The organism is Mesorhizobium sp. WSM3862, assembly GCF_002294985.1.
Classification (GTDB): Bacteria; Pseudomonadota; Alphaproteobacteria; order Rhizobiales; family Rhizobiaceae; genus Mesorhizobium.
Window position 1 is genome coordinate 1 of record NZ_NSGE01000001.1, and the last position, 24,258, is coordinate 24,258.

19 protein-coding genes and 1 tRNA gene are annotated in these 24,258 nt (G+C 62.8%); 18 read left to right on the forward strand and 2 right to left on the reverse strand.

From position 1 onward, the window contains the following. From tuf to CK224_RS00075, 15 genes are all read left to right on the forward strand, one after another. On the forward strand, positions 1–1,175 hold a 1,175-nt coding region (tuf, locus tag CK224_RS00005), incomplete at its 5' end, for an elongation factor Tu (protein ID WP_095833147.1). 111 nt (positions 1,176–1,286) lie between these two features. After that, complete coding sequence (locus tag CK224_RS00010) at positions 1,287–3,080, forward strand: hypothetical protein (RefSeq protein WP_245425692.1); 1,794 nt, start codon at positions 1,287–1,289, stop codon at positions 3,078–3,080. Between the two features lie 251 nt (positions 3,081–3,331). Next, entirely contained in the window at positions 3,332–4,876 is a 1,545-nt protein-coding gene (locus tag CK224_RS00015; RefSeq protein WP_095780873.1) for a hypothetical protein, read from the forward strand. Positions 4,877–4,974: 98 nt separating this feature from the next. Continuing rightward, a complete protein-coding gene (locus CK224_RS00020; protein ID WP_067321502.1) occupies positions 4,975–5,460 on the forward strand; it encodes a group II truncated hemoglobin in 486 nt (161 codons plus the stop codon). A gap of 88 nt (positions 5,461–5,548) precedes the next feature. Further along, on the forward strand, positions 5,549–6,058 hold the full coding sequence (locus CK224_RS00025) for a metal-dependent hydrolase (protein ID WP_095780439.1): 510 nt from the start codon (positions 5,549–5,551) through the stop codon (positions 6,056–6,058). Positions 6,059–6,094: 36 nt separating this feature from the next. Further along, positions 6,095–6,170, forward strand: a tRNA-Trp gene (locus tag CK224_RS00030). Between the two features lie 357 nt (positions 6,171–6,527). Next, a complete protein-coding gene (gene secE, locus CK224_RS00035; RefSeq protein ID WP_066989573.1) occupies positions 6,528–6,731 on the forward strand; it encodes a preprotein translocase subunit SecE in 204 nt (67 codons plus the stop codon). Between the two features lie 27 nt (positions 6,732–6,758). After that, on the forward strand, positions 6,759–7,283 hold the full coding sequence (gene nusG, locus CK224_RS00040; protein ID WP_066989575.1) for a transcription termination/antitermination protein NusG: 525 nt from the start codon (positions 6,759–6,761) through the stop codon (positions 7,281–7,283). A gap of 160 nt (positions 7,284–7,443) precedes the next feature. Further along, positions 7,444–7,872, forward strand: coding sequence for a 50S ribosomal protein L11 (gene rplK, locus CK224_RS00045; protein WP_059189557.1), 429 nt, complete (start codon positions 7,444–7,446; stop codon positions 7,870–7,872). Between the two features lie 4 nt (positions 7,873–7,876). Then, positions 7,877–8,575: a 50S ribosomal protein L1 gene (gene rplA, locus CK224_RS00050; RefSeq protein ID WP_066989577.1), complete on the forward strand. Its 699-nt coding sequence runs from the start codon at positions 7,877–7,879 to the stop codon at positions 8,573–8,575. Positions 8,576–8,961: 386 nt separating this feature from the next. Beyond that, complete coding sequence (gene rplJ / locus CK224_RS00055; protein ID WP_066989579.1) at positions 8,962–9,480, forward strand: 50S ribosomal protein L10; 519 nt, start codon at positions 8,962–8,964, stop codon at positions 9,478–9,480. Positions 9,481–9,534: 54 nt separating this feature from the next. Next, on the forward strand, positions 9,535–9,915 hold the full coding sequence (gene rplL, locus CK224_RS00060; RefSeq protein WP_066989581.1) for a 50S ribosomal protein L7/L12: 381 nt from the start codon (positions 9,535–9,537) through the stop codon (positions 9,913–9,915). 265 nt (positions 9,916–10,180) lie between these two features. Beyond that, a complete protein-coding gene (gene rpoB / locus CK224_RS00065; RefSeq protein ID WP_066989583.1) occupies positions 10,181–14,317 on the forward strand; it encodes a DNA-directed RNA polymerase subunit beta in 4,137 nt (1,378 codons plus the stop codon). Between the two features lie 146 nt (positions 14,318–14,463). Further along, on the forward strand, positions 14,464–18,660 hold the full coding sequence (rpoC, locus tag CK224_RS00070; RefSeq protein ID WP_066989905.1) for a DNA-directed RNA polymerase subunit beta': 4,197 nt from the start codon (positions 14,464–14,466) through the stop codon (positions 18,658–18,660). A gap of 75 nt (positions 18,661–18,735) precedes the next feature. Next, a complete protein-coding gene (locus tag CK224_RS00075; RefSeq protein ID WP_095780440.1) occupies positions 18,736–19,401 on the forward strand; it encodes an O-methyltransferase in 666 nt (221 codons plus the stop codon). Positions 19,402–19,426: 25 nt separating this feature from the next. On the opposite strand, the gene CK224_RS00080 is transcribed toward CK224_RS00075, so the two are convergent. Together CK224_RS00080 and CK224_RS00085 are read right to left on the reverse strand one after the other, a co-directional pair. Next, a complete protein-coding gene (locus CK224_RS00080) occupies positions 19,427–20,356 on the reverse strand; it encodes a Gfo/Idh/MocA family oxidoreductase (RefSeq protein WP_095780441.1) in 930 nt (309 codons plus the stop codon). A 97-nt stretch (positions 20,357–20,453) separates the two neighbouring features. Next, entirely contained in the window at positions 20,454–20,735 is a 282-nt protein-coding gene (locus CK224_RS00085) for a transcriptional regulator (RefSeq protein ID WP_066989908.1), read from the reverse strand. A gap of 463 nt (positions 20,736–21,198) precedes the next feature. Between CK224_RS00085 and rpsL the strand changes: the two genes are divergently transcribed. The 3 genes from rpsL (at position 21,199) to fusA (ending at position 24,223) form a co-directional block, all read left to right on the forward strand. Further along, complete coding sequence (gene rpsL, locus CK224_RS00090) at positions 21,199–21,570, forward strand: 30S ribosomal protein S12 (protein ID WP_006202128.1); 372 nt, start codon at positions 21,199–21,201, stop codon at positions 21,568–21,570. Positions 21,571–21,632: 62 nt separating this feature from the next. After that, positions 21,633–22,103, forward strand: a complete 471-nt coding sequence (gene rpsG / locus CK224_RS00095; RefSeq protein ID WP_095780442.1) for a 30S ribosomal protein S7 — start codon at positions 21,633–21,635, stop codon at positions 22,101–22,103. A 29-nt stretch (positions 22,104–22,132) separates the two neighbouring features. Further along, positions 22,133–24,223 carry an elongation factor G gene (gene fusA / locus CK224_RS00100; RefSeq protein ID WP_067321482.1) on the forward strand — a complete coding sequence of 697 codons (2,091 nt, stop codon included), beginning with the start codon at positions 22,133–22,135 and terminating at the stop codon, positions 24,221–24,223. Positions 24,224–24,258: the final 35 nt, after the last annotated feature.

Genomic DNA, 24,258 nt, shown 5'->3' on the forward strand with positions numbered 1-24,258 from the left:
TGGCAAAAGGTAAATTCGAGCGCACCAAGCCGCATGTGAACATTGGCACGATCGGCCACGTCGATCATGGCAAGACGTCGCTGACGGCGGCGATCACGAAGTATTTTGGCGAATACAAGCGCTATGACCAGATCGACGCGGCGCCGGAAGAGAAGGCGCGCGGCATCACCATCTCGACGGCGCATGTCGAGTACGAGACGGCCAACCGTCACTACGCCCATGTCGACTGCCCCGGCCATGCCGACTATGTGAAGAACATGATCACCGGCGCCGCGCAGATGGACGGCGCGATCCTGGTGGTTTCGGCCGCCGACGGCCCGATGCCGCAGACCCGCGAGCACATCCTTTTGGCCCGTCAGGTCGGCGTGCCCTCGATCGTGGTGTTCCTGAACAAGGTCGACCAGGTCGACGACGCCGAGCTGCTCGAGCTGGTCGAGCTCGAGGTTCGCGAACTGCTGACCAAGAACGAGTTCCCCGGCGACGACATTCCGATCGTCAAGGGTTCGGCTCTGGCTGCGCTGGAAGATTCGAACAAGACCATCGGCGAGGACGCCATCCGCGAGCTGATGGCGCAGGTCGACGCCTACATCCCGACGCCGGTTCGTCCGCTGGACAAGCCGTTCCTGATGCCGATCGAGGACGTGTTCTCGATCTCGGGCCGCGGCACGGTCGTGACCGGCCGCGTCGAGCGCGGCGTGGTCAAGGTCGGCGAGGAATTGGAGATCGTCGGCATCCGTCCGACGGCCAAGACCACCTGCACGGGCGTGGAGATGTTCCGCAAGCTGCTCGACCAGGGCCAGGCCGGCGACAACATCGGCGCGCTGTTGCGCGGCATCGACCGCGAGGGTGTCGAGCGCGGCCAGGTTCTGGCCAAGCCGGGCTCGGTGAAGCCGCACAAGAAGTTCGTGGCCGAAGCCTACATCCTGACCAAGGACGAGGGCGGCCGTCACACGCCGTTCTTCACCAACTACCGTCCGCAGTTCTACTTCCGCACCACCGACGTGACCGGCATCGTGACGCTGCCGGCCGGCACCGAGATGGTGATGCCCGGCGACAACATCACCGTCGACGTCGAGCTGATCGTGCCGATCGCGATGGAAGAGAAGCTGCGCTTCGCCATCCGTGAAGGCGGCCGCACCGTCGGTGCCGGCATCGTCGTCACCATCAAAGAATGATCGATCCGGCACTTGCCGGCTCGACAAGGAAAGGGCGGTCTTCGGGCCGCCCTTTTTCGTTTACTTGCACAGTGCAGCATAAATGCAGCACGGTTGCTTCGAAGCTATTGCATGCACCACTGCCGCAATTATTATCGATTGCGGCAGGGGGCGTCGCCAATCATGATTTCGGGGCATCATTTAAACTGCACATCAAGATGGTTTCGCATACTGGTTCGCCGGGCACCGGTGCTTGCTATTGTGGTGGTGGCCTTTGCAGCAAAGGCCGATGACGTCCTCATACGGGCATGGCCCGATACGTTCATTTTGAACGGCCCGTCTTCCGACGGCTTTTCGGACATGCGGTTCATCTTTGCGCGTAGCAGTGCAGTCGGCTGTAAGACCAATTGTCCGGAATGGATTTCAGCGGAAGGCGCCATCACTGCCGACACGCCGGCTCTGCTCAAGCGAGTGCTGAAAAAGCTCGGCACCCGCAAACTGCCGATCATTGTCAATTCCCCTGGAGGCGATGTCGACGCCGCACTTCAACTTGGTCGCATCATACGGAAGAACGGACTCGACATCGCGATCGGCAAGACCGAGTTTTCCGATTGTTGGCCGGGAACGGAGGGCTGCGGGGCCAGCTTCGGCAAGGGCGTTGCCTATTTCGGCGTGGCGTCTGATGGCGGCGCCATGTGCAACTCTGCATGTCCCCTGATGTTCGCAGGTGGCGTTCGCCGCGTAGCCGGTGGCTGGGCCTATCTGGGTGTTCATCAGATCACCACCACTTGGTTCCCCTCCACAAGGCATTTTCGAACCACCTATAAAACCATTCGGGGCAAAAGATATCAGGTCACAACGGAGACCGTCACCGAAGGCCGAAGCTACAAGACCTATAAGATGAGCAAGGGGTTCGCGCGGAAAATCTCGGCCTATTTGGCAGAGATGGGCGTGGGGCAGGGTGTCCTCGACAAAATGAAAGCCACGCCGGCGAGCGACATTCAGCGGATCACCCTCCACGACATGCTAACGATGAAACTGGCCACCAGCACAGACACCGTGGAGCTGTTCACCGGAGTGATCCTGTGCATGGGTGACAAACCGGCTCCGAATTGCCGGGAAATAGCGGAGGATGCCCGGCCGGCCGCTGTAACGACGGCAAAGCCGGCACCTTCTCGGCAGGCGGAAGCTCCATCTTCCAAGCCAGCCAAAGCCCCGACTGCCGTGCCGTTTCGAGGAGCGGCAGGAAATGCCGCGCCGGAGATCCGCTTCGTGGTCGTTCGCGGCAGCGATCCGCTCTGCGATCCCGACTGCCCGGAATGGATTTCGGCGGAAGGCGCGATCACCCCTCGAACTCCGCAAAAACTTCGCCAGTTGCTCGCCGCGCTCGACAACCCGCGGCTTCCCATTGTGATCAGCTCACGAGGCGGCGACTTGTTTGGCGCCTTGGCCGCAGGACGGCTTATCCACGAACGCAAGCTAGACGTCGTCGTCGCTCGCACCAATATCCTGGGTTGCAACCCACCCGGGGCAGGCTGTCTGGACGACAATGGCGCCTATGTCGGGCTGATCAGCCAATTCGGAGTGGAGTGCGATTCAGCCTGCGCACTCATGCTCGCCGGCGGCGCCAGGCGGCTGGTCGACCCCAAGGCGCGGCTCAGCGTGTCCTCAATGGGACAGAAGCGGATTGTCAAAGCCTATTTGGACGAGATGGCGATCAGCCCAGGCCTGTTCGCAGCGATAGATCAGAGTTCGGTCGAGCGTCAGCTTGAACCCGATGTAATGCTCAAGGTCGGGCTGGTGACCGGGCCGGACACGTCGGACACGCTGACTGGCCCCGCCATTTGCAGGTCCTCGCCAAAGCCGGACAATTGCCGGCTCCCGCCCTCCGCCAACGCCCAGGCAAAGATGCCGCCAGAACTTTAGCGTTGTCGCGACGAAGTCGAGGCAGCAGCCGTCAGGCTGGCATTGCTCGCACCCTCTTCAATTCTATTGCAAGCATCGTCGCCGTAACTAGTATGGGTTGGACCGAGGGCTTGGCAGGCGTGATTTCCGCGTTCCTTTCAAAGGGTATTTCGTGGCCGCTAGGGCTGGTTCGGCTCGGGCTGGCCATCGCTATTGGGCTTACCGCGTTTGCCGCCGCAGCGAAGGAAACGCCGCCGGATTACGGCCCTGCCATGCGCTTCGTCGTGGTGCGCAGCAGCGCGCCAGGCTGCGAGCCGAGCTGCCCGGAATGGATTTCTGCCGAAGGCAGCATCGAGGCCGGCACGCCGGCGCGGTTCAAGCGCCTCTTGAAGACGCTCGGCGGCCGGCAACTGCCGATCGTCGTCAATTCTCCTGGAGGCAATGTCGACGCCGCGCTACAACTCGGCCGTATGATCCGTAAGAACAAGCTCGACATCGCCGTGGGCACTACGGGGTTTTCCGGCTGCTCGCCCGAAATGAAGAACTGCCGGGACAATGACAGTAAGAACACGCCGTATTCCGGCATCGCCTACGACAGCGGCGCCATGTGCAATTCCGCATGTCCCCTGATGTTTGCCGGCGGCGTCCGCCGTGTGGTCGGCGAGTGGGCTTTTCTCGGGGTTCATCAGATCACCACGACATATCACAGGGAAAAGCTGCTCTACCGCACCACCTACAGAATTGTGAACGGCAAGAAGAAGGTCCTCAGCACCAAGGTCGTCAGCCGCAAGAATGCCGGCAGCTACAAGACCTACGAGATGAGCAAGGCGGTCGAGAAACGGCTGTCCGGCTATCTGAAAGAAATGGGTATTGGGCAGGGCGTGCTGGACGTGATGAAAGCGACGCCGGCAAGCGACATAAAGCAGATCGAGCCCGACGATATGCTGGATATGAAGCTCGTCACCAGCCTCGATTCCCTCGACCTGATGACCGAAGCAGCCATATGCCGGCGCGATCCGGTGCCAGCGAACTGCCGCGAGATACCGGCCAACGGCAAGGCCAAGCCGGCCGAGGTGGCGACGGTCGCGGCCAAACCGGCCTACAGTCAGCCGGCGGAGGCAGCATTACCGCCAAAGCCGCAGCAGGAAATGCGTTTCATCCTCGTTCGCGGCAGCAATCCGCTCTGCAACCCCGATTGTCCGGAATGGATTTCGGCGGAGGGAACGATCGTTGCCGGCACGCCCGACAGGCTGCGCGAGCTGCTGGACAAGGTCGGCGGGCGCAGGCTGCCCATCGTCCTCAACTCACAGGGCGGCGATGTCCAGGGCGCGCTCGCCGCCGGCCGGCTGATCCGCGAGCGCAGATTGGATGTTGCGGTCGCCCGGACGGATTTTCTCGATTGCGATCCCGGCACGGCAGGGTGCGTCTCCAAGGACAACCTTCATAATGGTCTCACCGTTGAAGCCGGCGCCGAATGCGATACAGCCTGCGTGCTGATGATCGCCGGCGGCACCAGGCGCTTGGTAGGCGCCGATACGCGTTTCCTGGTGCATTCCATGGGCATGGAAGACAAGGTCCGGTCGTATCTCGAGGAGATGGCGATCGGCTCGGGCTTGTTCGTCGCGATGCAGTCGGCCCAATCCGCCAAGCACAGGGAGCTCAGCCAGGACGAATTGGCGGGGTTCGGGCTCACCACCAGCCGCCAGTCGGTAGACGCTCTGACGGGCGCCACTATCTGCAAATCTTCGCCAAAACCCGATAACTGCCGGGTTCTGCCGTCCGCCAACGCCGAAGCGGAATCGCCGGCCAAGCTTTAGCAGCATTCGGCGCCATGCCAGCACTGGCCATGGAGGCAGGTTGAGCCGGCTCAGAGCTTCCCGCTATCCTTCTAGGCTCAAACGTAGGAGGACCGGAGATGAGCGAGGGCGTCCCGACTTTGTTCGAATGGGCCGGCGGCAGCGAGGCGCTCAACCGGCTGACGCAGATCTTTTACAACAGAGTGACCTTGGACCCGATCGTCGGTCCGGTGTTCAGGCACATGTCGCCGGACCATCCGGCGCATGTCGCCGCCTTCATCGGCGAGGTTTTCGGCGGGCCGAAGACCTACAGCGAACGGCATGGTGGCCACCGCGAGATGGTCAGGCATCATCTCGGCAAGCATCTGACCGAGGAGCAGCGCCGGCGCTGGATCAACCTTCTGGCGGACGCGGCGGACGAAGCCGGCCTGCCGGACGATCCCGAGTTCCGTTCCGCCTTGATGGGCTATGTCGAGTGGGGATCGCGGCTGGCCAAGATTAATTCCAATCTCGGCGAGACTTGCGACCCTGAGACCGAGCCAATGCCAAGCTGGGGCTGGGGTGTGCCGGGCGGGCCTTACAAGCCGCCGGCCGGGAAATCGTAGCCGAAGATGCTGGGTTTCTGCAAAATTCCGAAAAGATGACGCCGCAAAGACACCGCAGGGTCGTTGCATCAATGTGAGACGACCTTGCATGCTGATTGCCCATCTCCCATCGGGCTATATTCTGGGAAGGCTCGCGCGAAGACGGCGACGGGAGGCATCCGATGTGGTGGCTGCCGCAATGCTCGGCAGCGTCATCCCGGACATCGACTTGCTCTATTTTTACCTGATCGATGGCGGTCGCACGCACCATCATGCCTACATCACGCATTGGCCGTTGTTCTGGGCGACGATCGGGACGGTAGGCGTGTCGGTCGGTCGGTTGTTGGGGTCGCGGCGTCTGCCGTCGATCGCCATCTTCTTAGCCGGAGCCATGTTGCATATGGCGCTCGACACGGTGGCATCGCCGATCATGTGGTTGGCGCCGTTCAGTCATCGCCCGTTTGAGCTCGTGGCGGTTCCGGCCAGCCATGGGAACTGGGTCCTGAACTTCGTTCTGCATTGGACTTTCGCGCTTGAACTCGTGATCTGCGCATGGGCCCTGCGGCTTGGATGGCTGCGAGCGGCGCTTCCGGCCGACGTGTCTCAAAAGGGCTCTTGAGTTCTCATCGGCTTTGTGAAATAGCAGCGCCCGTATACGGGCATAGCTCAGTTGGTAGAGCGGCGGTCTCCAAAACCGCAGGTCGTAGGTTCGAGCCCTGCTGCCCGTGCCACCTCCCATGGCAGACTGAAGGTGGGCGCGCTCCGCCGTTGAAAACCGGGGGCGGCTTGCCATATAGCAAAAACTGGGGCATAAGGCCCCGCATAGCCGGGACGGAACGACTGGATGGTTCCGAGGCGGCGCTAAAACATAAAGCGGAACACTTGCCACTTGCGTGGACCAAGAATCGGTTTTATGTAGACTGAACAGACACGCGACGCGTGGAGCTGGGAAGCCGGCTTTACGCGTCTGATTTGCGTGGGCGAAATGGTGGTGCTGATTCGGCGCCGGCACGAAGTCCAGGCGGCACGTCCCGGCCAGCGGGATCATCCAGGAGACCCGGCCAACGGGTCTTGAAGACAGGCGGCAGATGGCTTCGAAAACCACAAACCCTTTCACATTTCTCCAGCAGGTTCGCGCGGAGACGGCCAAGGTGACATGGCCCTCGCGCCGCGAGACTATGATCTCGACGGTAATGGTCCTGGTTTTTGCGCTCATCGCCATGATCTTCTTCTTCACCGCCGACATAGCCATGGGCTATGCGATCGAGTGGATTCTGGGCCTCGGACATTAAGTTCGGCGATTACGGAGAGGTCGTGAAATGACGCGGTGGTACATCGTCCACGCTTATTCGAACTTCGAGAAGAAGGTCGCCGAGGACATCGAGAACAAGGCCAAGCAGAAGGGCCTGTCGGGCGAGATCGAGCAGATCGTGGTGCCGACGGAGAAGGTCGTCGAGATACGCCGCGGCCGCAAGGTCGATGCGGAGCGCAAGTTCTTCCCCGGTTATGTGCTCTTGAAGGCCAACCTGACGGACGCCGTATTCTCGCTGGTCAAGAACACGCCGAAGGTCACCGGCTTCCTCGGAGACTCCAAGCCCGTGCCGATCACCGAGGCCGAGGCGCAACGCATCCTGAACCAGGTTCAGGAAGGCGTCGAGCGTCCGAAGCCGTCGGTCACCTTCGAGATCGGCGAGGCGATCCGCGTCTCGGACGGTCCGTTCGCGTCGTTCAACGGCTTCGTCCAGGAAGTGGACGAGGAGCGGGCGCGCCTCAAGGTGGAAGTTTCGATCTTCGGGCGCGCGGTGCCCGTCGATCTCGAATTCGGACAGGTCGAAAAGGGCTGATCCGAAGGTCCCCGTCCGACAGGCGAAGGGATCGGCGGCGCGAAGGAATGGCGCTGCCATGAACGGGTGGGAGGCGAATGCGGCTTAGCCGGCCGCTGGAACCGCACCACCAGACTGCAACCGCCGGTTTTCCCGGCATGAGATAAAGGCAGGAATAGAGATGGCTAAGAAAGTTGCAGGCCAGCTCAAGCTCCAGGTTGCCGCGGGCTCGGCCACGCCGTCGCCCCCGATCGGCCCGGCGCTAGGTCAGCGCGGCATAAACATCATGGAGTTCTGCAAGGCGTTCAACGCGCAGACCCAGGAACTGGAGAAGGGCTCGCCCATCCCGGTCGTCATCACCTACTACCAGGACAAGTCGTTCACCTTCGTCATGAAGACGCCGCCGGTGAGCTACTTCCTGAAGAAGGCCGCCAACCTGAAGTCTGGTTCGAAAGAGCCGGGCAAGGTCAAGGCCGGCACGATCTCGCGCGACAAGGTGCGCCAGATCGCCGAGCAGAAGATGAAGGACCTGAACGCAAACGACGTCGAAGCGGCCATGCGCATGGTCGAGGGCTCCGCCCGCTCGATGGGCCTGGAAGTGGTGGGCTAAGATCATGGCAAAGATTGCAAAGCGTGTTGCCAAGAGCCGTGAAGGCATCGACCCGAACAAGGCCTATGCGCTCTCTGAGGCGCTGCAGCTGCTGAAGGACCGGTCCACGGTGAAGTTCGACGAGACGGTCGAGGTCGCGATGAATCTCGGCGTCGATCCGCGCCATGCGGACCAGATGGTCCGCGGCGTTGTCAACCTGCCGAACGGCACTGGCCGGTCGGTGCGCGTCGCCGTGTTCGCGCGCGGCGACAAGGCCGAGGAGGCCAAGGCGGCCGGCGCCGATATCGTTGGCGCCGAGGACCTGGTCGACATCGTCCAGAAGGGCACGATCGATTTCGATCGCTGCATCGCCACCCCGGACATGATGCCGCTGGTCGGCCGCCTGGGTAAGGTGCTCGGCCCGCGCGGCATGATGCCGAACCCGAAGGTCGGCACCGTGACCCCCGATGTCGCGGCCGCCGTCAAGGCCTCGAAGGGCGGCGCCGTCGAGTTCCGCGTCGAGAAGGCCGGCATCGTCCAGGCCGGCGTCGGCAAGGTCTCGTTCGACGTCAAGGCGCTGGAAGAGAATGTGCGGGCCTTCGCCGATGCGGTGAACAAGGCCAAGCCCGCCGGCGCCAAGGGCAACTACGTCAAGAAGGTGTCGGTCACCTCGACGATGGGTCCCGGCCTCAAGCTCGACATCGCGACGCTCGCCGCGTCGTAAATGTCGCCTGACCGGCTTCTGGCCGGTCGCAAAAGAATTCCGGACCGCCGATCCGTCGGCGGCCCGGTAACCCGGAGGCTGAAAGGTTTCCGGATATCCTGTCCGAGATTGCAGGCGGCCGGCCTTGGTTCAAAAGGGGGCCTTAATTCATGTGGGCCTGCATGAGACGGGTGAAGACCCGACAAAGGAGCGAAAAGCTCCAATGAAAGGTTCGAACCGTGTTTGCCTTTTGTCAGCACATCAACCGGCTTTGCCGGCGGATGTGGCGAAAGGGGGCAGGATCCTCGAGCGCCGTTCGGGAGATCTGTTTTTGGATGGCCCGGCCGGCAAAAGGCAACCCGACTTCTGACCTCGTGAATGGGGCAGGGGTCAACTGGAGATAGGCAGTGGACAGAGCGGAAAAACGCGAACTCGTCACGGGCCTGAACGAAGCGTTCTCGAACGCGGGTTCAGTCGTCGTGGCCCACTACGCCGGTATCACCGTCGCGCAAATGAACGACCTTCGGTCGAAGATGCGCGCCGCCGGTGGCACCGTCAAAGTCGCGAAGAACCGTCTCGCCAAGATCGCTCTTCAGGGCACGGACTCCGCATCGATCGTCGATCTGTTCAAGGGACAGACGCTGATCGCTTATTCGGAGGATCCGGTTGCGGCGCCGAAGATCGCGTCCGAGTTCGCCAAGGGGAATGACAAGCTGATCATTCTCGGCGGCGCAATGGGCTCGACCTCGCTCAACGCCGACGGTGTCAAGGCACTCGCCACGATGCCGTCGCTCGACGAGCTGCGCGCCAAGCTGGTTGGCATGATCGCCACGCCGGCAACCCGGATCGCCCAGATCGTCAATGCGCCCGCGGCTTCGGTCGCGCGCGTCATCGGCGCTTACGCCCGGAAGGACGAGGCGGCATGAGGCCGTTCCTCGCTGTAAACAACACACGTTCGAACCAAGTAAAGGAATACACAAATGGCTGATCTGGCAAAGATCGTAGACGACCTTTCGAAGCTGACCGTCCTCGAGGCGGCCGAGCTGTCGAAGCTCCTGGAAGAGAAGTGGGGCGTTTCGGCTGCTGCTCCGGTGGCGGTTGCCGCTGCTGGCGGTGGCGCTGCCGCTGCTGCTGCTCCGGCTGAAGAGAAGACGGAATTCGACGTCGTTCTCGCCGACGCCGGCGCCCAGAAGATCAACGTCATCAAGGAAGTCCGCGCCATCACCGGCCTTGGCCTCAAGGAAGCCAAGGACCTGGTCGAGGCGGCTCCGAAGCCGGTCAAGGAAGGCGTTTCCAAGGCCGATGCCGACAAGTTCAAGGCTCAGCTCGAAGCAGCTGGCGCCAAGGTCGAGCTGAAGTAAGCCTTATGGTTGAGGGCGGACGGCCTCGCGCCGGCCGCCCCCTCCCTTGACGAAAGGGAGGCTTCGTTGCGCGAGACGTTTGAAAACCTCTTTCCTGAGGGCCGGAAGCGGCCTTCAGGAAACGGGTTTTCTCCCGTTTTTACCGGCAGCCGCCAAGCAAGTGGAAGGGCGGCCGGAAAACAGACAGGGGCGGCCGGCGAGCGGCCCATTGGTGCAAGGCGAACCGCGGCGAGGTTCGCCCCGAGTTTTGAGCTAAGGAGCGACGATGGCCCAGACCCAGACTTTCAATGGCCGCAGACGCGTACGCAAGTTCTTCGGGAAGATCCCGGAAGTTGCGGAGATGCCGAACCTCATTGAGGTTCAGAAGGCATCCTATGACCAGTTCCTGATGGTGGACGAGCCCAAGGGTGGGCGTCCGGACGAGGGGCTGCAGGCTGTTTTCAAGTCGGTCTTCCCGATCTCCGATTTTTCCGGCTCCTCGATGCTGGAATTCGTGAAGTATGAGTTCGAAGGACCGAAATTCGACGTCGACGAATGCCGTCAGCGCGACCTGACCTATGCTGCGCCGCTGAAGGTGACGCTGCGCCTCATCGTGTTCGATATCGATGAGGATACCGGCGCGAAATCGATCAAGGACATCAAGGAGCAGGACGTCTATATGGGCGACATGCCGCTCATGACGTCGAACGGCACCTTCATCGTCAACGGCACCGAGCGCGTCATCGTCTCGCAGATGCACCGTTCGCCGGGCGTCTTCTTCGACCACGACAAGGGCAAGTCGCACTCGTCGGGCAAGCTTCTGTTTGCCGCGCGCGTCATCCCCTATCGCGGCTCGTGGCTCGACATCGAGTTCGATTCCAAGGACGTGGTCCACGCCCGCATCGACCGCCGCCGCAAGATTCCGGTGACGTCGCTGCTGATGGCGCTCGGCATGGACGGCGAAGAGATCCTGTCGACCTTCTACAACAAGATCACCTACAAGCGTGCCGGCGACCACTGGCGCATCCCGTTCAATGTCGAGCGCTTCCGCGGCCTCAAGGCTGTCGGCGACTTGGTCGACGCCGACACGGGCGAGATCGTCGTCGAGGCCGGCAAGAAGATCACCGCCCGCCAGGCCCGCCAGCTCGGCGAAAAGGGTCTCAAGGCGATCAAGGCGACCGACGAGGACCTGCTCGGCAACTATCTGGCCGAGGACATCGTCAACTACGCCACCGGCGAGATCTTCCTCGAGGCCGGCGACGAGATCGACGAAAAGACGCTGAAGGTGCTGCTCGGCACCGGCGAGGACGAGATCCAGATCCTCGACATCGACCACGTCAATGTCGGCGCCTACATCCGCAACACGCTCGCCGTCGACAAGAACGAGAGCCGCCAGGACGCGCTGTTCGACATCTACCGCGTCATGCGTCCGGGCGAGCCGCCGACGCTCGAGACCGCCGAAGCCATGTTCAACTCGCTGTTCTTCGACAGCGAGCGCTATGACCTGTCGGCTGTCGGCCGCGTCAAGATGAACATGCGCCTCGAGCTCAAGGCCGAGGACACCGTGCGCGTGCTGCGCAAGGAAGATATCCTGGCCGTGGTCAAGACGCTGGTCGAGCTGCGCGACGGCAAGGGCGAGATCGACGACATCGACAATCTCGGTAACCGCCGCGTCCGCTCGGTCGGCGAGCTGATGGAGAACCAGTACCGCGTCGGTCTGCTGCGCATGGAGCGCGCGATCAAGGAGCGTATGTCCTCGATCGAGATCGACACGGTCATGCCGCAGGACCTGATCAACGCCAAGCCGGCGGCCGCCGCAGTGCGCGAGTTCTTCGGCTCCTCGCAGCTGTCGCAGTTCATGGACCAGACCAACCCGCTGTCGGAGATCACCCACAAGCGTCGCCTGTCGGCGCTTGGACCGGGCGGTCTGACCCGCGAGCGTGCCGGCTTCGAGGTGCGCGACGTGCATCCGACGCACTACGGCCGTATCTGCCCGATCGAGACGCCGGAAGGCCCGAATATCGGTCTGATCAACTCGCTCGCCACCTTCGCGCGTGTCAACAAGTACGGCTTCATCGAGAGCCCGTACCGCAAGATCGTCAACGGCAAGCTGACCAATGAAGTCGTCTATCTGTCGGCGATGGAGGAGGCCAAGCACCACGTCGCGCAGGCCAACGCCGAGCTCGACAAGAACGGCAGCTTCGTCGACGAGTTCGTCATCTGCCGCAACGCCGGCGAGGTGATGATGGCGCCGCGCGAGAACGTCGACCTGATGGACGTGTCGCCGAAGCAGATGGTGTCGGTGGCCGCGGCCCTCATCCCGTTCCTCGAGAACGACGACGCCAACCGCGCGCTGATGGGCTCGAACATGCAGCGTCAGGCCGTGCCGCTGGTGCGCGCCGAGGCGCCGTTCGTCGGCACCGGGATGGAGCCGGTCGTGGCCCGTGACTCAGGCGCCGCCATCGGCGCCCGCCGCGGCGGCGTGGTCGACCAGGTGGACGCCACCCGTATCGTTATCCGCGCCACCGAAGATCTCGACCCGGGCAAGTCCGGCGTCGACATCTACCGGCTGATGAAGTTCCAGCGTTCGAACCAGAACACCTGCATCAATCAGCGTCCGCTGGTTCGTGTCGGCGACCGGGTGAACAAGGGCGACATCATCGCCGACGGTCCGTCGACCGAGCTCGGCGATCTGGCGCTCGGCCGCAACGTGCTGGTCGCGTTCATGCCTTGGAACGGCTACAACTACGAGGACTCGATCCTGCTCTCCGAGCGCATCGTGGCCGACGACGTCTTCACCTCGATCCACATCGAGGAGTTCGAGGTCATGGCCCGCGACACCAAGCTCGGACCGGAGGAGATCACGCGCGACATTCCGAACGTCTCGGAGGAAGCGCTGAAGAACCTCGACGAGGCCGGCATCGTCTATATCGGCGCGGAAGTGCAGCCGGGCGACATCCTGGTCGGCAAGATCACGCCGAAGGGCGAAAGCCCGATGACGCCGGAAGAGAAGCTCCTGCGCGCCATCTTCGGCGAAAAGGCCTCGGACGTTCGCGACACCTCCATGCGCATGCCTCCGGGCACCTTCGGCACGGTCGTCGAAGTGCGCGTCTTCAACCGCCACGGCGTGGAGAAGGACGAGCGCGCCATGGCGATCGAGCGCGAGGAGATCGAGCGTCTGGCCAAGGACCGCGACGACGAGCAGGCGATCCTCGATCGCAACGTCTATTCGCGCCTGTCGGACATGCTGGTCGGCAAGGAAGCGATTGCCGGGCCGAAGGGCTTCAAGAAGGGCTCGAAGCTGTCGAAGGACACGCTCGACGAGTATCCGCGCTCGCAGTGGTGGCAGTTCGCCGTGGAGAACGAAAAGCTCCAGAGCGAGCTGGAAGCCCTGCGCGGCCAGTACGACGACTCCAAGAAGGCGCTCGAGCAGCGCTTCATGGACAAGGTCGAGAAGGTGCAGCGCGGCGACGAGATGCCTCCGGGCGTCATGAAGATGGTCAAGGTCTTCGTGGCGGTGAAGCGCAAGATGCAGCCGGGCGACAAGATGGCCGGCCGTCACGGCAACAAGGGCGTGGTGTCGCGCATCGTTCCGGTCGAGGACATGCCTTTCCTCGAGGACGGCACGCATGCCGATATCGTGCTCAACCCGCTGGGTGTGCCGAGCCGCATGAATGTCGGCCAGATCCTGGAAACGCATCTGGGCTGGGCCTGCGCCGGCATGGGCAGGAAGATCGGCGAGCTGATCGACGCCTACAAGGCTGGCGGCGACATCAAGCCGCTGCGCAAGACGCTGGAAAGCTTCATGCCTTCCAACGACCGCAACGAGCCGGTCCGCGACTATGACGACGAGAGCATCATTCGCCTGAGCGAGCAGATGCGCCGCGGCGTCTCCATCGCGACTCCGGTGTTCGACGGTGCGCACGAAGCCGACATCAACACCATGCTGCAGCAGGCGGGCCTGCACACCAGCGGTCAGTCGCAGCTTTATGACGGCCGCACCGGCGAGCCGTTCGATCGCAAGGTGACGATGGGCTACATCTATATGCTCAAGCTTCACCACCTGGTGGACGACAAGATCCACGCGCGCTCGATCGGTCCGTACTCGCTCGTCACCCAGCAGCCGCTGGGCGGCAAGGCGCAGTTCGGCGGCCAGCGCTTCGGCGAAATGGAGGTCTGGGCGCTGGAAGCCTACGGCGCCGCTTATACGCTGCAGGAGATGCTGACGGTGAAGTCGGATGACGTTGCCGGACGCACCAAGGTCTACGAGGCGATCGTGCGCGGCGACGATACGTTCGAAGCCGGCATTCCCGAGAGCTTCAACGTTCTCGTCAAGGAGATGCGCTCCCTCGGCCTCAATGTCGAACTGGAGAACACCAAGTTCGAAGACGCTGCCGTGCGGCTGCCCGATGCTGCCGAATAGGGGCGCGGCCGAATAAGGGTAATGGCGCGCCGCGAAACGACGCGGCGCGCCGCACAAATTCTCGGCCGGTCAGGCCGGCCAGTCTGCGGGCATTCGGCCCGCGCTCGATGCAAGGGGTTTTCGAGGACCCCGAAAAGGAGAACGGCATGAACCAAGAGGTCATGAATCTCTTCAACCCCCAGGCGCCTGCGCAGGTGTTCGATTCCATCCGGATATCGCTCGCCAGCCCTGAGAAGATTCTGTCCTGGTCGTTCGGTGAGATCAAAAAGCCGGAGACCATCAACTACCGCACCTTCAAGCCGGAGCGTGACGGTCTGTTCTGCGCGCGCATTTTTGGTCCGATCAAGGACTACGAGTGCCTGTGCGGCAAGTACAAGCGCATGAAGTACAAGGGCGTCATCTGCGAAAAGTGCGGCGTCGAAGTCACGCTGTCGCGCGTCCGCCGCGAGCGCATGGGCCATATCGAGCTCGCCGCCCCCGTCGCCCATATCTGGTTCCTGAAGTCGTTGCCTTCGCGCATCGGCACGCTGCTCGACATGACGCTGAAGGATATCGAGCGCGTCCTCTACTTCGAGAACTACATCGTCACCGAGCCTGGCCTCACCGCGCTGAAGGAGCACCAACTGCTCAGCGAGGAAGAGTACATGCTCGCCGTCGACGAGTATGGCGAGGACTCTTTCACCGCCATGATCGGCGCCGAGGCCATCCATGACCTGTTGGCCGGCATGGATCTGGAGAAGATCGCCGGCGATCTGCGCTCGGAGCTGGCTTCGACCTCGTCCGAGCTCAAGCAGAAGAAGCTTCTGAAGCGGCTCAAGGTCGTCGAGAACTTCATGGAATCCGGCAACCGTCCGGAATGGATGATCATGAAGGTCGTCCCGGTGATCCCGCCGGACCTGCGCCCGCTGGTCCCGCTGGACGGCGGCCGCTTCGCCACGTCCGACCTCAACGACCTCTATCGCCGCGTCATCAACCGCAACAATCGTTTGAAGCGGCTGATCGAGCTGCGCGCGCCCGGCATCATCGTGCGCAATGAAAAGCGCATGCTGCAGGAGGCCGTCGACGCGCTGTTCGACAACGGCCGCCGCGGCCGCGTCATCACCGGCGCCAACAAGCGTCCGCTGAAGTCGCTGTCCGACATGCTCAAGGGCAAGCAGGGTCGGTTCCGCCAGAACCTGCTCGGCAAGCGTGTCGACTATTCTGGCCGCTCGGTCATTGTGACCGGTCCGGAACTCAAGCTGCATCAGTGCGGCCTGCCGAAGAAGATGGCGCTGGAGCTGTTCAAGCCCTTCATCTACGCCCGCCTCGATGCCAAGGGTTTCTCCTCGACCGTCAAGCAGGCGAAGAAGCTGGTCGAGAAGGAGCGTCCGGAGGTCTGGGATATCCTCGACGAGGTCATCCGCGAGCATCCGGTGCTCTTGAACCGCGCGCCGACGCTGCACCGCCTCGGCATCCAGGCGTTCGAGCCGATCCTGATCGAAGGCAAGGCGATCCAGCTGCATCCGCTGGTCTGCACGGCCTTCAATGCCGACTTCGACGGCGACCAGATGGCGGTCCATGTGCCGCTGTCCCTGGAAGCGCAGCTCGAAGCGCGCGTGCTGATGATGTCGACCAACAACATCCTGCACCCGGCCTCCGGCGCGCCGATCATCGTGCCGTCGCAGGACATGGTTCTCGGTCTCTACTATCTGTCGATCGTCAACCAGAACGAGCCGGGCGAAGGCATGGTGTTCGCCGACATGGGCGAGCTCCAGCATGCGCTGGAGACCAAGGCGGTGACCCTGCACGCCAAGATCAAGGGCCGCTTCCGCACCGTCGATGCCGAAGGCAAGACGGTGTCGAAGATCTATGAAACCACGCCCGGCCGCATGATCATCGGCGAGCTTCTGCCGAAGAACGTCAACGTGCCGTACGACATCGCCAACCAGGAGATGACCAAGAAGAACATCTCCAAGATGATCGACACCGTCTACCGCCACTGCGGCCAGAAGGAGACGGTCATCTTCTGCGACCGCATCATGGCTCTCGGCTTCGCGCATGCCTGCCGCGCCGGCATTTCGTTCGGCAAGGACGACATGGTGATTCCGGACACCAAGCTGAAGCTGGTCTCCGATACCGAGGCTTTGGCCAAGGAGTACGAGCAGCAGTACAATGACGGCCTGATCACGCAGGGCGAGAAGTACAACAAGGTGGTCGACGCCTGGGCCAAGTGCTCGGAGAAGGTCGCCGACGAGATGATGGCCCGCATCAAGGCCGTCGAGTTCGAGGAAAACGGCCGTCAGAAGCCGATGAACTCGATCTATATGATGTCGCATTCGGGTGCGCGCGGTTCGCCTACCCAGATGCGCCAGCTCGCCGGCATGCGCGGCCTGATGGCCAAGCCTTCGGGCGAGATCATCGAGACGCCGATCATCTCGAACTTCAAGGAAGGCCTCACCGTGCTCGAGTACTTCAACTCGACCCACGGCGCCCGCAAGGGTCTGGCCGACACCGCCTTGAAGACGGCGAACTCGGGGTACCTGACCCGCCGTCTGGTCGACGTGGCGCAGGACTGCATCGTGAATTCGCTGGATTGCGGCACCGACAAGGGCCTCACCATGCAGCCGATCGTCGATGCCGGCCAGATCGTCGCCTCGGTCGGTCAGCGCGTGCTCGGCCGCACGGCGCTCGATGACATCAACCACCCGGTCTCCGGCGAAGTGCTGGTCAAGGCCGGCAAGCTGATGGACGAGCGTGACGTGGAGCAGATCGAGAAGGCCGGCGTGCAGTCGGTACGCATCCGCTCGGCGCTGACCTGCGAGGTCAGGACCGGCGTCTGCGCGGTCTGCTACGGTCGCGATCTTGCCCGCGGCACGCCCGTCAACCAGGGCGAGGCCGTCGGCGTCATCGCGGCGCAGTCGATCGGCGAGCCGGGCACCCAGCTCACCATGCGCACCTTCCACATGGGCGGCACCGCGCAGGTGGTGGATTCTTCGTTCCTCGAAGCCTCCTATGAGGGCAAGGTCGAGATCCGCAACCGCAACGTGGTGCGCAATTCCGAAGGTCAGCAGATGGTGATGGGCCGCAACATGGCGGTTCTGATCCTCGACGAGGCCGGCAAGGAACGCGCCACGCACCGCGTCGCCTACGGCTCGCGCATCTTCGTGGATGACGGCGACAAGGTGAAGCGCGGGCAGCGCATCGCCGAGTGGGATCCTTACACCCGCCCGATCCTCACCGAAATCGAGGGCAAGGTGGCGTTCGAGGATCTGGTCGACGGCATCTCCGTTCAGGAGACGGCCGACGAGTCGACCGGCATCACCAAGCGTGAGGTCATCGACTGGCGTTCGACGCCGCGCGGCAGCGACCTGAAGCCGGCGATCGTCGTGCAGGACGCCAAGGGCAAGGTGGGCAAGCTGTCGAAGGGCGGCGATGCACGTTTCCTGCTCTCGGTCGAGGCCATTCTCTCGGTCGAGCCGGGCGCGCATGTCCGTCCGGGCGACGTGCTTGCGCGTATCCCGATGGAAAGCGCCAAGACCAAGGACATCACCGGCGGTCTGCCGCGGGTGGCCGAATTGTTCGAGGCTCGCCGTCCGAAGGATCACGCCATCATCGCCGAGATCGACGGCACGGTCCGCTTCGGCCGCGACTACAAGAACAAGCGCCGCATCATCATCGAGCCGCACGACTCGACGCTGGAGCCGGTCGAGTACCTGATCCCGAAGGGCAAGCCGTTCCATCTGCAGGACGGCGACGTCATCGAGAAGGGCGACTACATTCTCGACGGCAACCCGGCGCCGCACGACATCCTCGCGATCAAGGGCGTGGAGGCGCTTGCGTCCTACCTCGTCAACGAGATCCAGGAGGTCTACCGCCTGCAGGGCGTGTCGATCAACGACAAGCACATCGAGGTGATCGTTCGCCAGATGCTGCAGAAGGTCGAGATCACCACGCAGGGCGACTCGACCTACATTCCGGGCGACCACGTCGACGTGATCGAGCTGGAAGAGGTCAACGAGCGGTTGATCGAGGACGGCAAGAAGCCGGCCGAAGGTCAGCCGGTGCTGCTCGGCATCACCAAGGCCTCGCTGCAGACGCCGTCCTTCATCTCGGCCGCATCCTTCCAGGAGACGACGAGGGTGCTGACGGAAGCTGCGGTCGCCGGTAAGACCGACATGCTGCAGGGTCTGAAGGAGAACGTCATCGTCGGCCGCTTGATCCCGGCCGGTACGGGCGGCACGATGAGCCAAATAAGGCGCATCGCCACCTCGCGCGACGAACTCATCATCGACGAGCGCCGCAAGGCCTCCGGTGTCGAGGTCGCCGAGCCGATGCTGACCAACATGGTCAACGCCGCGCAGTGAGCGCGAATGCAATGAGAGAAAGAAAAGGGGCCCGCGTGGCCCCTTTTTCATTCGGGTCATGAACGAGGAAAAACCATGAGCGCCAGGACCTGGACAGCTGTCGACGACTACATCGTCTCCTCTCTTTTCGATGCGGATCCCGCGCTAGACGCCGTGCTTGCGGCCAACCGCGAGCAGGGCCTGCCGGCGATCGACGTCTCGGCCGCGCAGGGCAAATTGCTTTCGCTTCTGGTGCGGATTCGCGGCGCAAGGAAGGTGCTCGAGATCGGCACGCTCGGTGGTTACTCGACCATCTGGATGGCAAGGGGCCTGCCTGCCGATGGCAGAGTAGTGACGCTGGAGCTTGAGCCGCACCGTGCCAAGGTCGCGCGCTCGAACTTCGAGCGGGCAGGGGTTTCCGACAAGGTGGATCTGCGGCTCGGGCCAGCTCTTCAATCGCTAGCAGCCTTGGTCAGCGAAAATGCCGGTCCGTTCGACCTGATCTTCATCGACGCCGACAAGCCGAACAACCCGAATTATCTCAGCTGGGCGATGCGGCTGTCGCGCTCCGGAACGGTGATAGTCTGCGACAACGTCATCCGCGACGGCGCCGTGCTGAAGGATGACGGCCGCGACGAAAACGTCGTCGGCGCCCGCGCGGCGTTCTCCTTCATCGGCGGCGAGAAGCGGCTTGACGGCACCGCCATCCAGACCGTCGGCGCCAAGGGCTATGACGGAATTGCGATTGCGATCGTGGACTGACGCCGGCGCTGCAGGGGGCTTGCTGTTAATCGAAGAAAGGCTCGACCACATTGCGCTTGCCGAGCATGAAGGCGTCGGCGACGTGCTGGAGCGGGGCCAGGTCGACGTCGCAGATGCCGGCGCGGACAATCTCGGCGAAACGCTTGTAGAGCATCGGATATTCGGCTTCCGGCTCGTCATGGATGATCTTGCCGTCGACGGCGAGCTTTGCGCCGCCGCCCGAAAGCACCATCTTGCCCTCGTCGGTCTCGGCCAGGATGTCCCAGCTCTGCGGACCGGTCTGCAGCCAGTCGAGTTCCATCGTCACCGGGAGCCCGTTCGAGGTGCGGAAGGTGACATGCGCCGCGACCGGCGAGGCGCGGTTCTCGGGGAAGTCGAGCACGGCCGAGGTGATGAACATCGGCGGCAGGATGTGGGTGGCGATCGATAGCGCGTTGATGCCGGGATCGAACACGCCGAAACCGCCCGGCGCCCAGATCCATTCCTGGTTCGGGTGCCAGCGGCGCACGTCTTCCTTCCAGTTGATCGCCGCCGAGTCGATTCTGGCCGAAGCCAGGAAGGCGCGCGCGGCCTCGACCGCCGGCGCGTAGCGCGAATGCCAGCTGGCGAAAAGCGAAACGCCTTTCTTCGCGGCAATCGCCTTCAGGTGCTCGACCTCGCTGACGGTGGCGCCCGGCGGCTTCTCCATGAAGACGTGCTTTCCCGCGTCGATCGCGGTGCGCGCGGCGTCATAGCGGAACTGCGGCGGCATGCAGAGCGAGACGGCTTCCAGGCCCGGCTCGGCCTCGAGCATCGCCTCGATCGTCGGATAGTTCGGGATGCCGTCCACCTTGCCATGGCGGCTGGCGGCGGCCGCAAGCTGATAACTGCTGTCCTTGGCCAGTGCCGGAAGATGCTGGTCGCGGACGATCTTTCCCACGCCGACGATACCGATCCTGATGGGGTTGCTGGTCATTGGGACTCCGAGAGATGGAAGAAGTAGGTGTTCTTAGGCAGGACAACGGTGCCCGGCAAGCCTGGACGAAATCGTGATCTCGCGATCCCTCACGGGATCAGCTCGGCTCGTCGAAGGTAACGATCGAGACTTCGCCCTCCAGCGCGCCCTGATAGGCGGACAGATGCGGCTCTTCGTCGGGGGTGCCTTCCATGTCGCCGATCTGGTCGAGCTCGGCTTCGGCGAATCCTTCGGCGGCGAGCGATTCGAGCGCGCGGCGGACGGCAGAATCATCGTCGGGCGCGACCAGCATCACATGCACGCCTTCCGGCTTGCCGCCTTTTCGCCGCCACACCCGGCCGGTGATGATGGTGACCGGGCGCTCCTCGTTGTCGTTCACGGGCTGATTCCTCCGGAAGCGGGGAGTTTTGCCATTCATGCCGCCTTACTTGCACGAAGCCGGCCGAGATGACAGGCGAAAGCGGGTCACTTTCTTCCTCGCTCTTGAAAAAAGACGCAAGAAAATTACATGCGTTTTCCGCATGGCTGCCAAGCTCCGGATCGGGCGCAATATTTGCCGTTCCGGGGTTGACGGATAGGGGGCTTGCGAGTAGAAGCCGCCACGTCAGAACCGATGTGAGACTTGCTTTTCCAAGGCGACGCGCCTTGGAGTTTGCCTCAAACAGGGTTCGTTTTACGAGCGAAAAGACATCTCCGGCGCGCATGAAGCGGCTTCCGCTTCCTCTGCAATTTGTTCGGGCAGGACCGCGAGGCGCGGTGTGTTGCCCGAATTCGCGTATGGAAATGACGCTTTGAGCGGCCCTGACAGGGCAAGACACGGAATTGAGAGACAAGAGGGTTTAATGCCTACCGTCAACCAGCTGATCCGCAAGCCGCGCCTGGCGCCGGTGAAGCGCAACAAGGTCCCGGCCATGCAGCAGAACCCGCAGAAGCGGGGCGTCTGCACGCGCGTCTACACGACGACGCCGAAGAAGCCGAACTCGGCGCTGCGCAAGGTTGCCAAGATCCGTTTGACCAACGGTTTCGAAGTGATCGGCTACATCCCGGGCGAAGGCCATAACCTTCAGGAGCACTCGGTGGTCATGATCCGTGGCGGCCGCGTCAAGGATCTGCCGGGCGTCCGCTATCACATCATCCGCGGCGTGCTCGACACCCAGGGTGTGAAGAACCGCAAGCAGCGCCGTTCGAAATACGGTGCCAAGCGTCCGAAGTAAGGGTTTCCGGCTTCGGCGCTTTTTTTGACTGCGCCGTGCCACGAGATTGAGAGACAAGAGCCATGTCCCGTCGTCACAGTGCAGAAAAGCGTGAGATCAATCCGGACCCCAAGTTCGGCGATCTGGTCGTCACCAAGTTCATGAACGCCGTCATGTATGACGGCAAGAAGTCGGTTGCCGAGACCATCGTCTACGGCGCGCTGGACCAGGTCCAGTCCAAGACCAAGCAGGAGCCGGTCGCCGTCTTCCACCAGGCGCTCGACAATGTCGCGCCGCATGTGGAAGTGCGTTCGCGTCGCGTCGGCGGCGCCACCTACCAGGTTCCGGTCGACGTGCGCCCCGAGCGCCGCCAGGCGCTGGCCATCCGCTGGCTGATCGCCGCCGCGCGCAACCGCAACGAGACCACGATGGTCGACCGCCTCTCGGGCGAGCTGATGGACGCGGCCAACAACCGCGGCACGGCCGTTAAGAAGCGTGAAGACACCCACAAGATGGCGGAAGCCAACCGCGCCTTCGCGCACTACCGCTGGTAAAGCGCGAACGAGACTGAGAGGCACCTCCCATGGCCCGCGAATACAAAATCGAAGACTACCGCAATTTCGGTATCATGGCGCATATCGACGCCGGCAAGACGACGACGACCGAGCGCGTCCTGTACTACACGGGCAAGTCGCACAAGATCGGCGAAGTCCATGACGGCGCTGCCACCATGGACTGGATGGAGCAGGAGCAGGAACGCGGCATCACCATCACCTCGGCCGCGACCACGACCTTCTGGAAGGGTCGTGACGGCAAGATGCGCCGCTTCAACATCATCGACACTCCCGGACACGTCGACTTCACAATCGAGGTCGAGCGCTCGCTGCGCGTGCTCGACGGCGCCATCGCGCTGCTCGATGCCAACGCCGGCGTCGAGCCGCAGACCGAGACCGTGTGGCGCCAGGCCGACAAGTACCACGTGCCGCGCATGATCTTCTGCAACAAGATGGACAAGATCGGCGCCGACTTCTACCGCTCGGTGGAAATGATCGGCTCGCGCCTCGGCGCGCAGGCCGTCGTCATGCAGCTGCCGATCGGCGCCGAGACCGAGTTCAAGGGCGTCGTCGACCTCGTCGAAATGAACGCGCTTGTCTGGCGCGACGAGACGCTGGGCGCTGCCTGGGACGTCGTCGAAATCCCGGCCGACCTCAAGGACAAGGCTGCTCAGTATCGCGAGAAGATGATCGAGGCCGCCGTCGAGATGGACGAGACTGCGCTCGAGAATTACCTCGAAGGCAACATGCCGTCGAACGACGAGATCCGTGCGCTGATCCGCAAGGGCACCATCGCGGTCAAGTTCTTCCCGATGTTCTGCGGCTCGGCCTTCAAGAACAAGGGCGTGCAGCCGCTGCTGGACGCCGTTGTCGAATACCTGCCGTCGCCGATCGACGTGCCGGCCATCAAGGGTGTCGACGCCAAGACCGACGCCGAGATCGAGCGTCATGCCGACGACAACGAGCCGCTGTCGATGCTGGCGTTCAAGATCATGAACGACCCGTTCGTCGGCTCGCTGACCTTCGCTCGCATCTACTCGGGCAAGCTCACCAAGGGCACCTCGCTCGACAACACCGTGAAGGGCAAGAAGGAGCGCATCGGCCGCATGTTGCAGATGCATGCGAATTCGCGCGCCGATATCGAGGAAGCCTATGCCGGCGACATCGTCGCGCTGGCCGGCCTCAAGGACACGACGACCGGCGACACGCTCTGCGATCCGCTGCATCCGGTCATCCTCGAGCGCATGGAATTCCCCGATCCGGTCATCCAGATCGCCATCGAGCCGAAGACCAAGAACGACCAGGAAAAGATGGGCCTCGCGCTGCATCGCCTGGCGGCCGAGGATCCGTCCTTCCGCGTCAAGACCGACGAGGAAAGCGGTCAGACCATTATCGCCGGCATGGGCGAGCTGCATCTGGACATCATCGTCGACCGCATGCGCCGCGAGTTCAAGGTGGAAGCCAATGTCGGCGCTCCGCAGGTGGCCTATCGCGAGACGATCACCCGGACCCACGAGCAGGACTACACGCACAAGAAGCAGACGGGCGGTACCGGCCAGTTCGCTCGCGTCAAGATCGTGTTCGAGCCGAACACCGAGAGCGAAGAGTTCCTGTTCGAGTCCAAGATCGTCGGCGGCGCGGTGCCGAAGGAATATATCCCCGGCGTCGAGAAGGGTATCCAGAGCGTCATGGGTTCCGGCCCGTTTGCCGGCTTCCCGATGATCGGCGTCAAGGCGACGCTGATCGACGGTGCCTTCCACGACGTCGACTCCTCGGTGCTGGCGTTCGAAATTGCCTCCCGCGCCTGCTTCAAGGAAGCGGCCCCGAGGCTCGGCGTGCAGCTGCTGGAGCCGATCATGAAGGTCGAGGTCGTGACGCCGGAAGACTATGTCGGCGGCGTTATCGGTGACCTCAACGGCCGTCGCGGCCAGATCCAGGGCCAGGAAGCGCGTGGCGTGGCAGTCGTCATCAACGCGATGGTGCCTTTGGCCAACATGTTCAAGTACGTCGACAATCTGCGTTCGATGTCGCAGGGCCGCGCCCAGTACACGATGCAGTTCGACCACTATGAGCCGGTCCCTACGGCGGTGGCCCAGGAAGTCCAGAAAAAGTACGCGTGAGAATGCCTGTGCCACCGGAACCGCGGCTCTTACGC

What these genes read in the sequence shown, in the direction of transcription:
- nusG (WP_066989575.1), top strand. Translation starts at nt 6,759, where the DNA reads ATGACGCGGTGGTACATCGTCCACGCTTATTCGAACTTCGAGAAGAAG.
- CK224_RS00020 (WP_067321502.1), top strand. Translation starts at nt 4,975, where the DNA reads ATGAGCGAGGGCGTCCCGACTTTGTTCGAATGGGCCGGCGGCAGCGAG.
- fusA (WP_067321482.1), top strand. Translation starts at nt 22,133, where the DNA reads ATGGCCCGCGAATACAAAATCGAAGACTACCGCAATTTCGGTATCATG.
- rplA (WP_066989577.1), top strand. Translation starts at nt 7,877, where the DNA reads ATGGCAAAGATTGCAAAGCGTGTTGCCAAGAGCCGTGAAGGCATCGAC.
- rpoB (WP_066989583.1), top strand. Translation starts at nt 10,181, where the DNA reads ATGGCCCAGACCCAGACTTTCAATGGCCGCAGACGCGTACGCAAGTTC.
- secE (WP_066989573.1), top strand. Translation starts at nt 6,528, where the DNA reads ATGGCTTCGAAAACCACAAACCCTTTCACATTTCTCCAGCAGGTTCGC.
- rpoC (WP_066989905.1), top strand. Translation starts at nt 14,464, where the DNA reads ATGAACCAAGAGGTCATGAATCTCTTCAACCCCCAGGCGCCTGCGCAG.
- CK224_RS00075 (WP_095780440.1), top strand. Translation starts at nt 18,736, where the DNA reads ATGAGCGCCAGGACCTGGACAGCTGTCGACGACTACATCGTCTCCTCT.
- CK224_RS00025 (WP_095780439.1), top strand. Translation starts at nt 5,549, where the DNA reads ATGCTGATTGCCCATCTCCCATCGGGCTATATTCTGGGAAGGCTCGCG.
- rpsL (WP_006202128.1), top strand. Translation starts at nt 21,199, where the DNA reads ATGCCTACCGTCAACCAGCTGATCCGCAAGCCGCGCCTGGCGCCGGTG.
- CK224_RS00015 (WP_095780873.1), top strand. Translation starts at nt 3,332, where the DNA reads ATGCGCTTCGTCGTGGTGCGCAGCAGCGCGCCAGGCTGCGAGCCGAGC.
- CK224_RS00080 (WP_095780441.1), bottom strand. Translation starts at nt 20,356, where the DNA reads ATGACCAGCAACCCCATCAGGATCGGTATCGTCGGCGTGGGAAAGATC.
- rplK (WP_059189557.1), top strand. Translation starts at nt 7,444, where the DNA reads ATGGCTAAGAAAGTTGCAGGCCAGCTCAAGCTCCAGGTTGCCGCGGGC.
- CK224_RS00010 (WP_245425692.1), top strand. Translation starts at nt 1,287, where the DNA reads ATGCACCACTGCCGCAATTATTATCGATTGCGGCAGGGGGCGTCGCCA.
- rplL (WP_066989581.1), top strand. Translation starts at nt 9,535, where the DNA reads ATGGCTGATCTGGCAAAGATCGTAGACGACCTTTCGAAGCTGACCGTC.
- rpsG (WP_095780442.1), top strand. Translation starts at nt 21,633, where the DNA reads ATGTCCCGTCGTCACAGTGCAGAAAAGCGTGAGATCAATCCGGACCCC.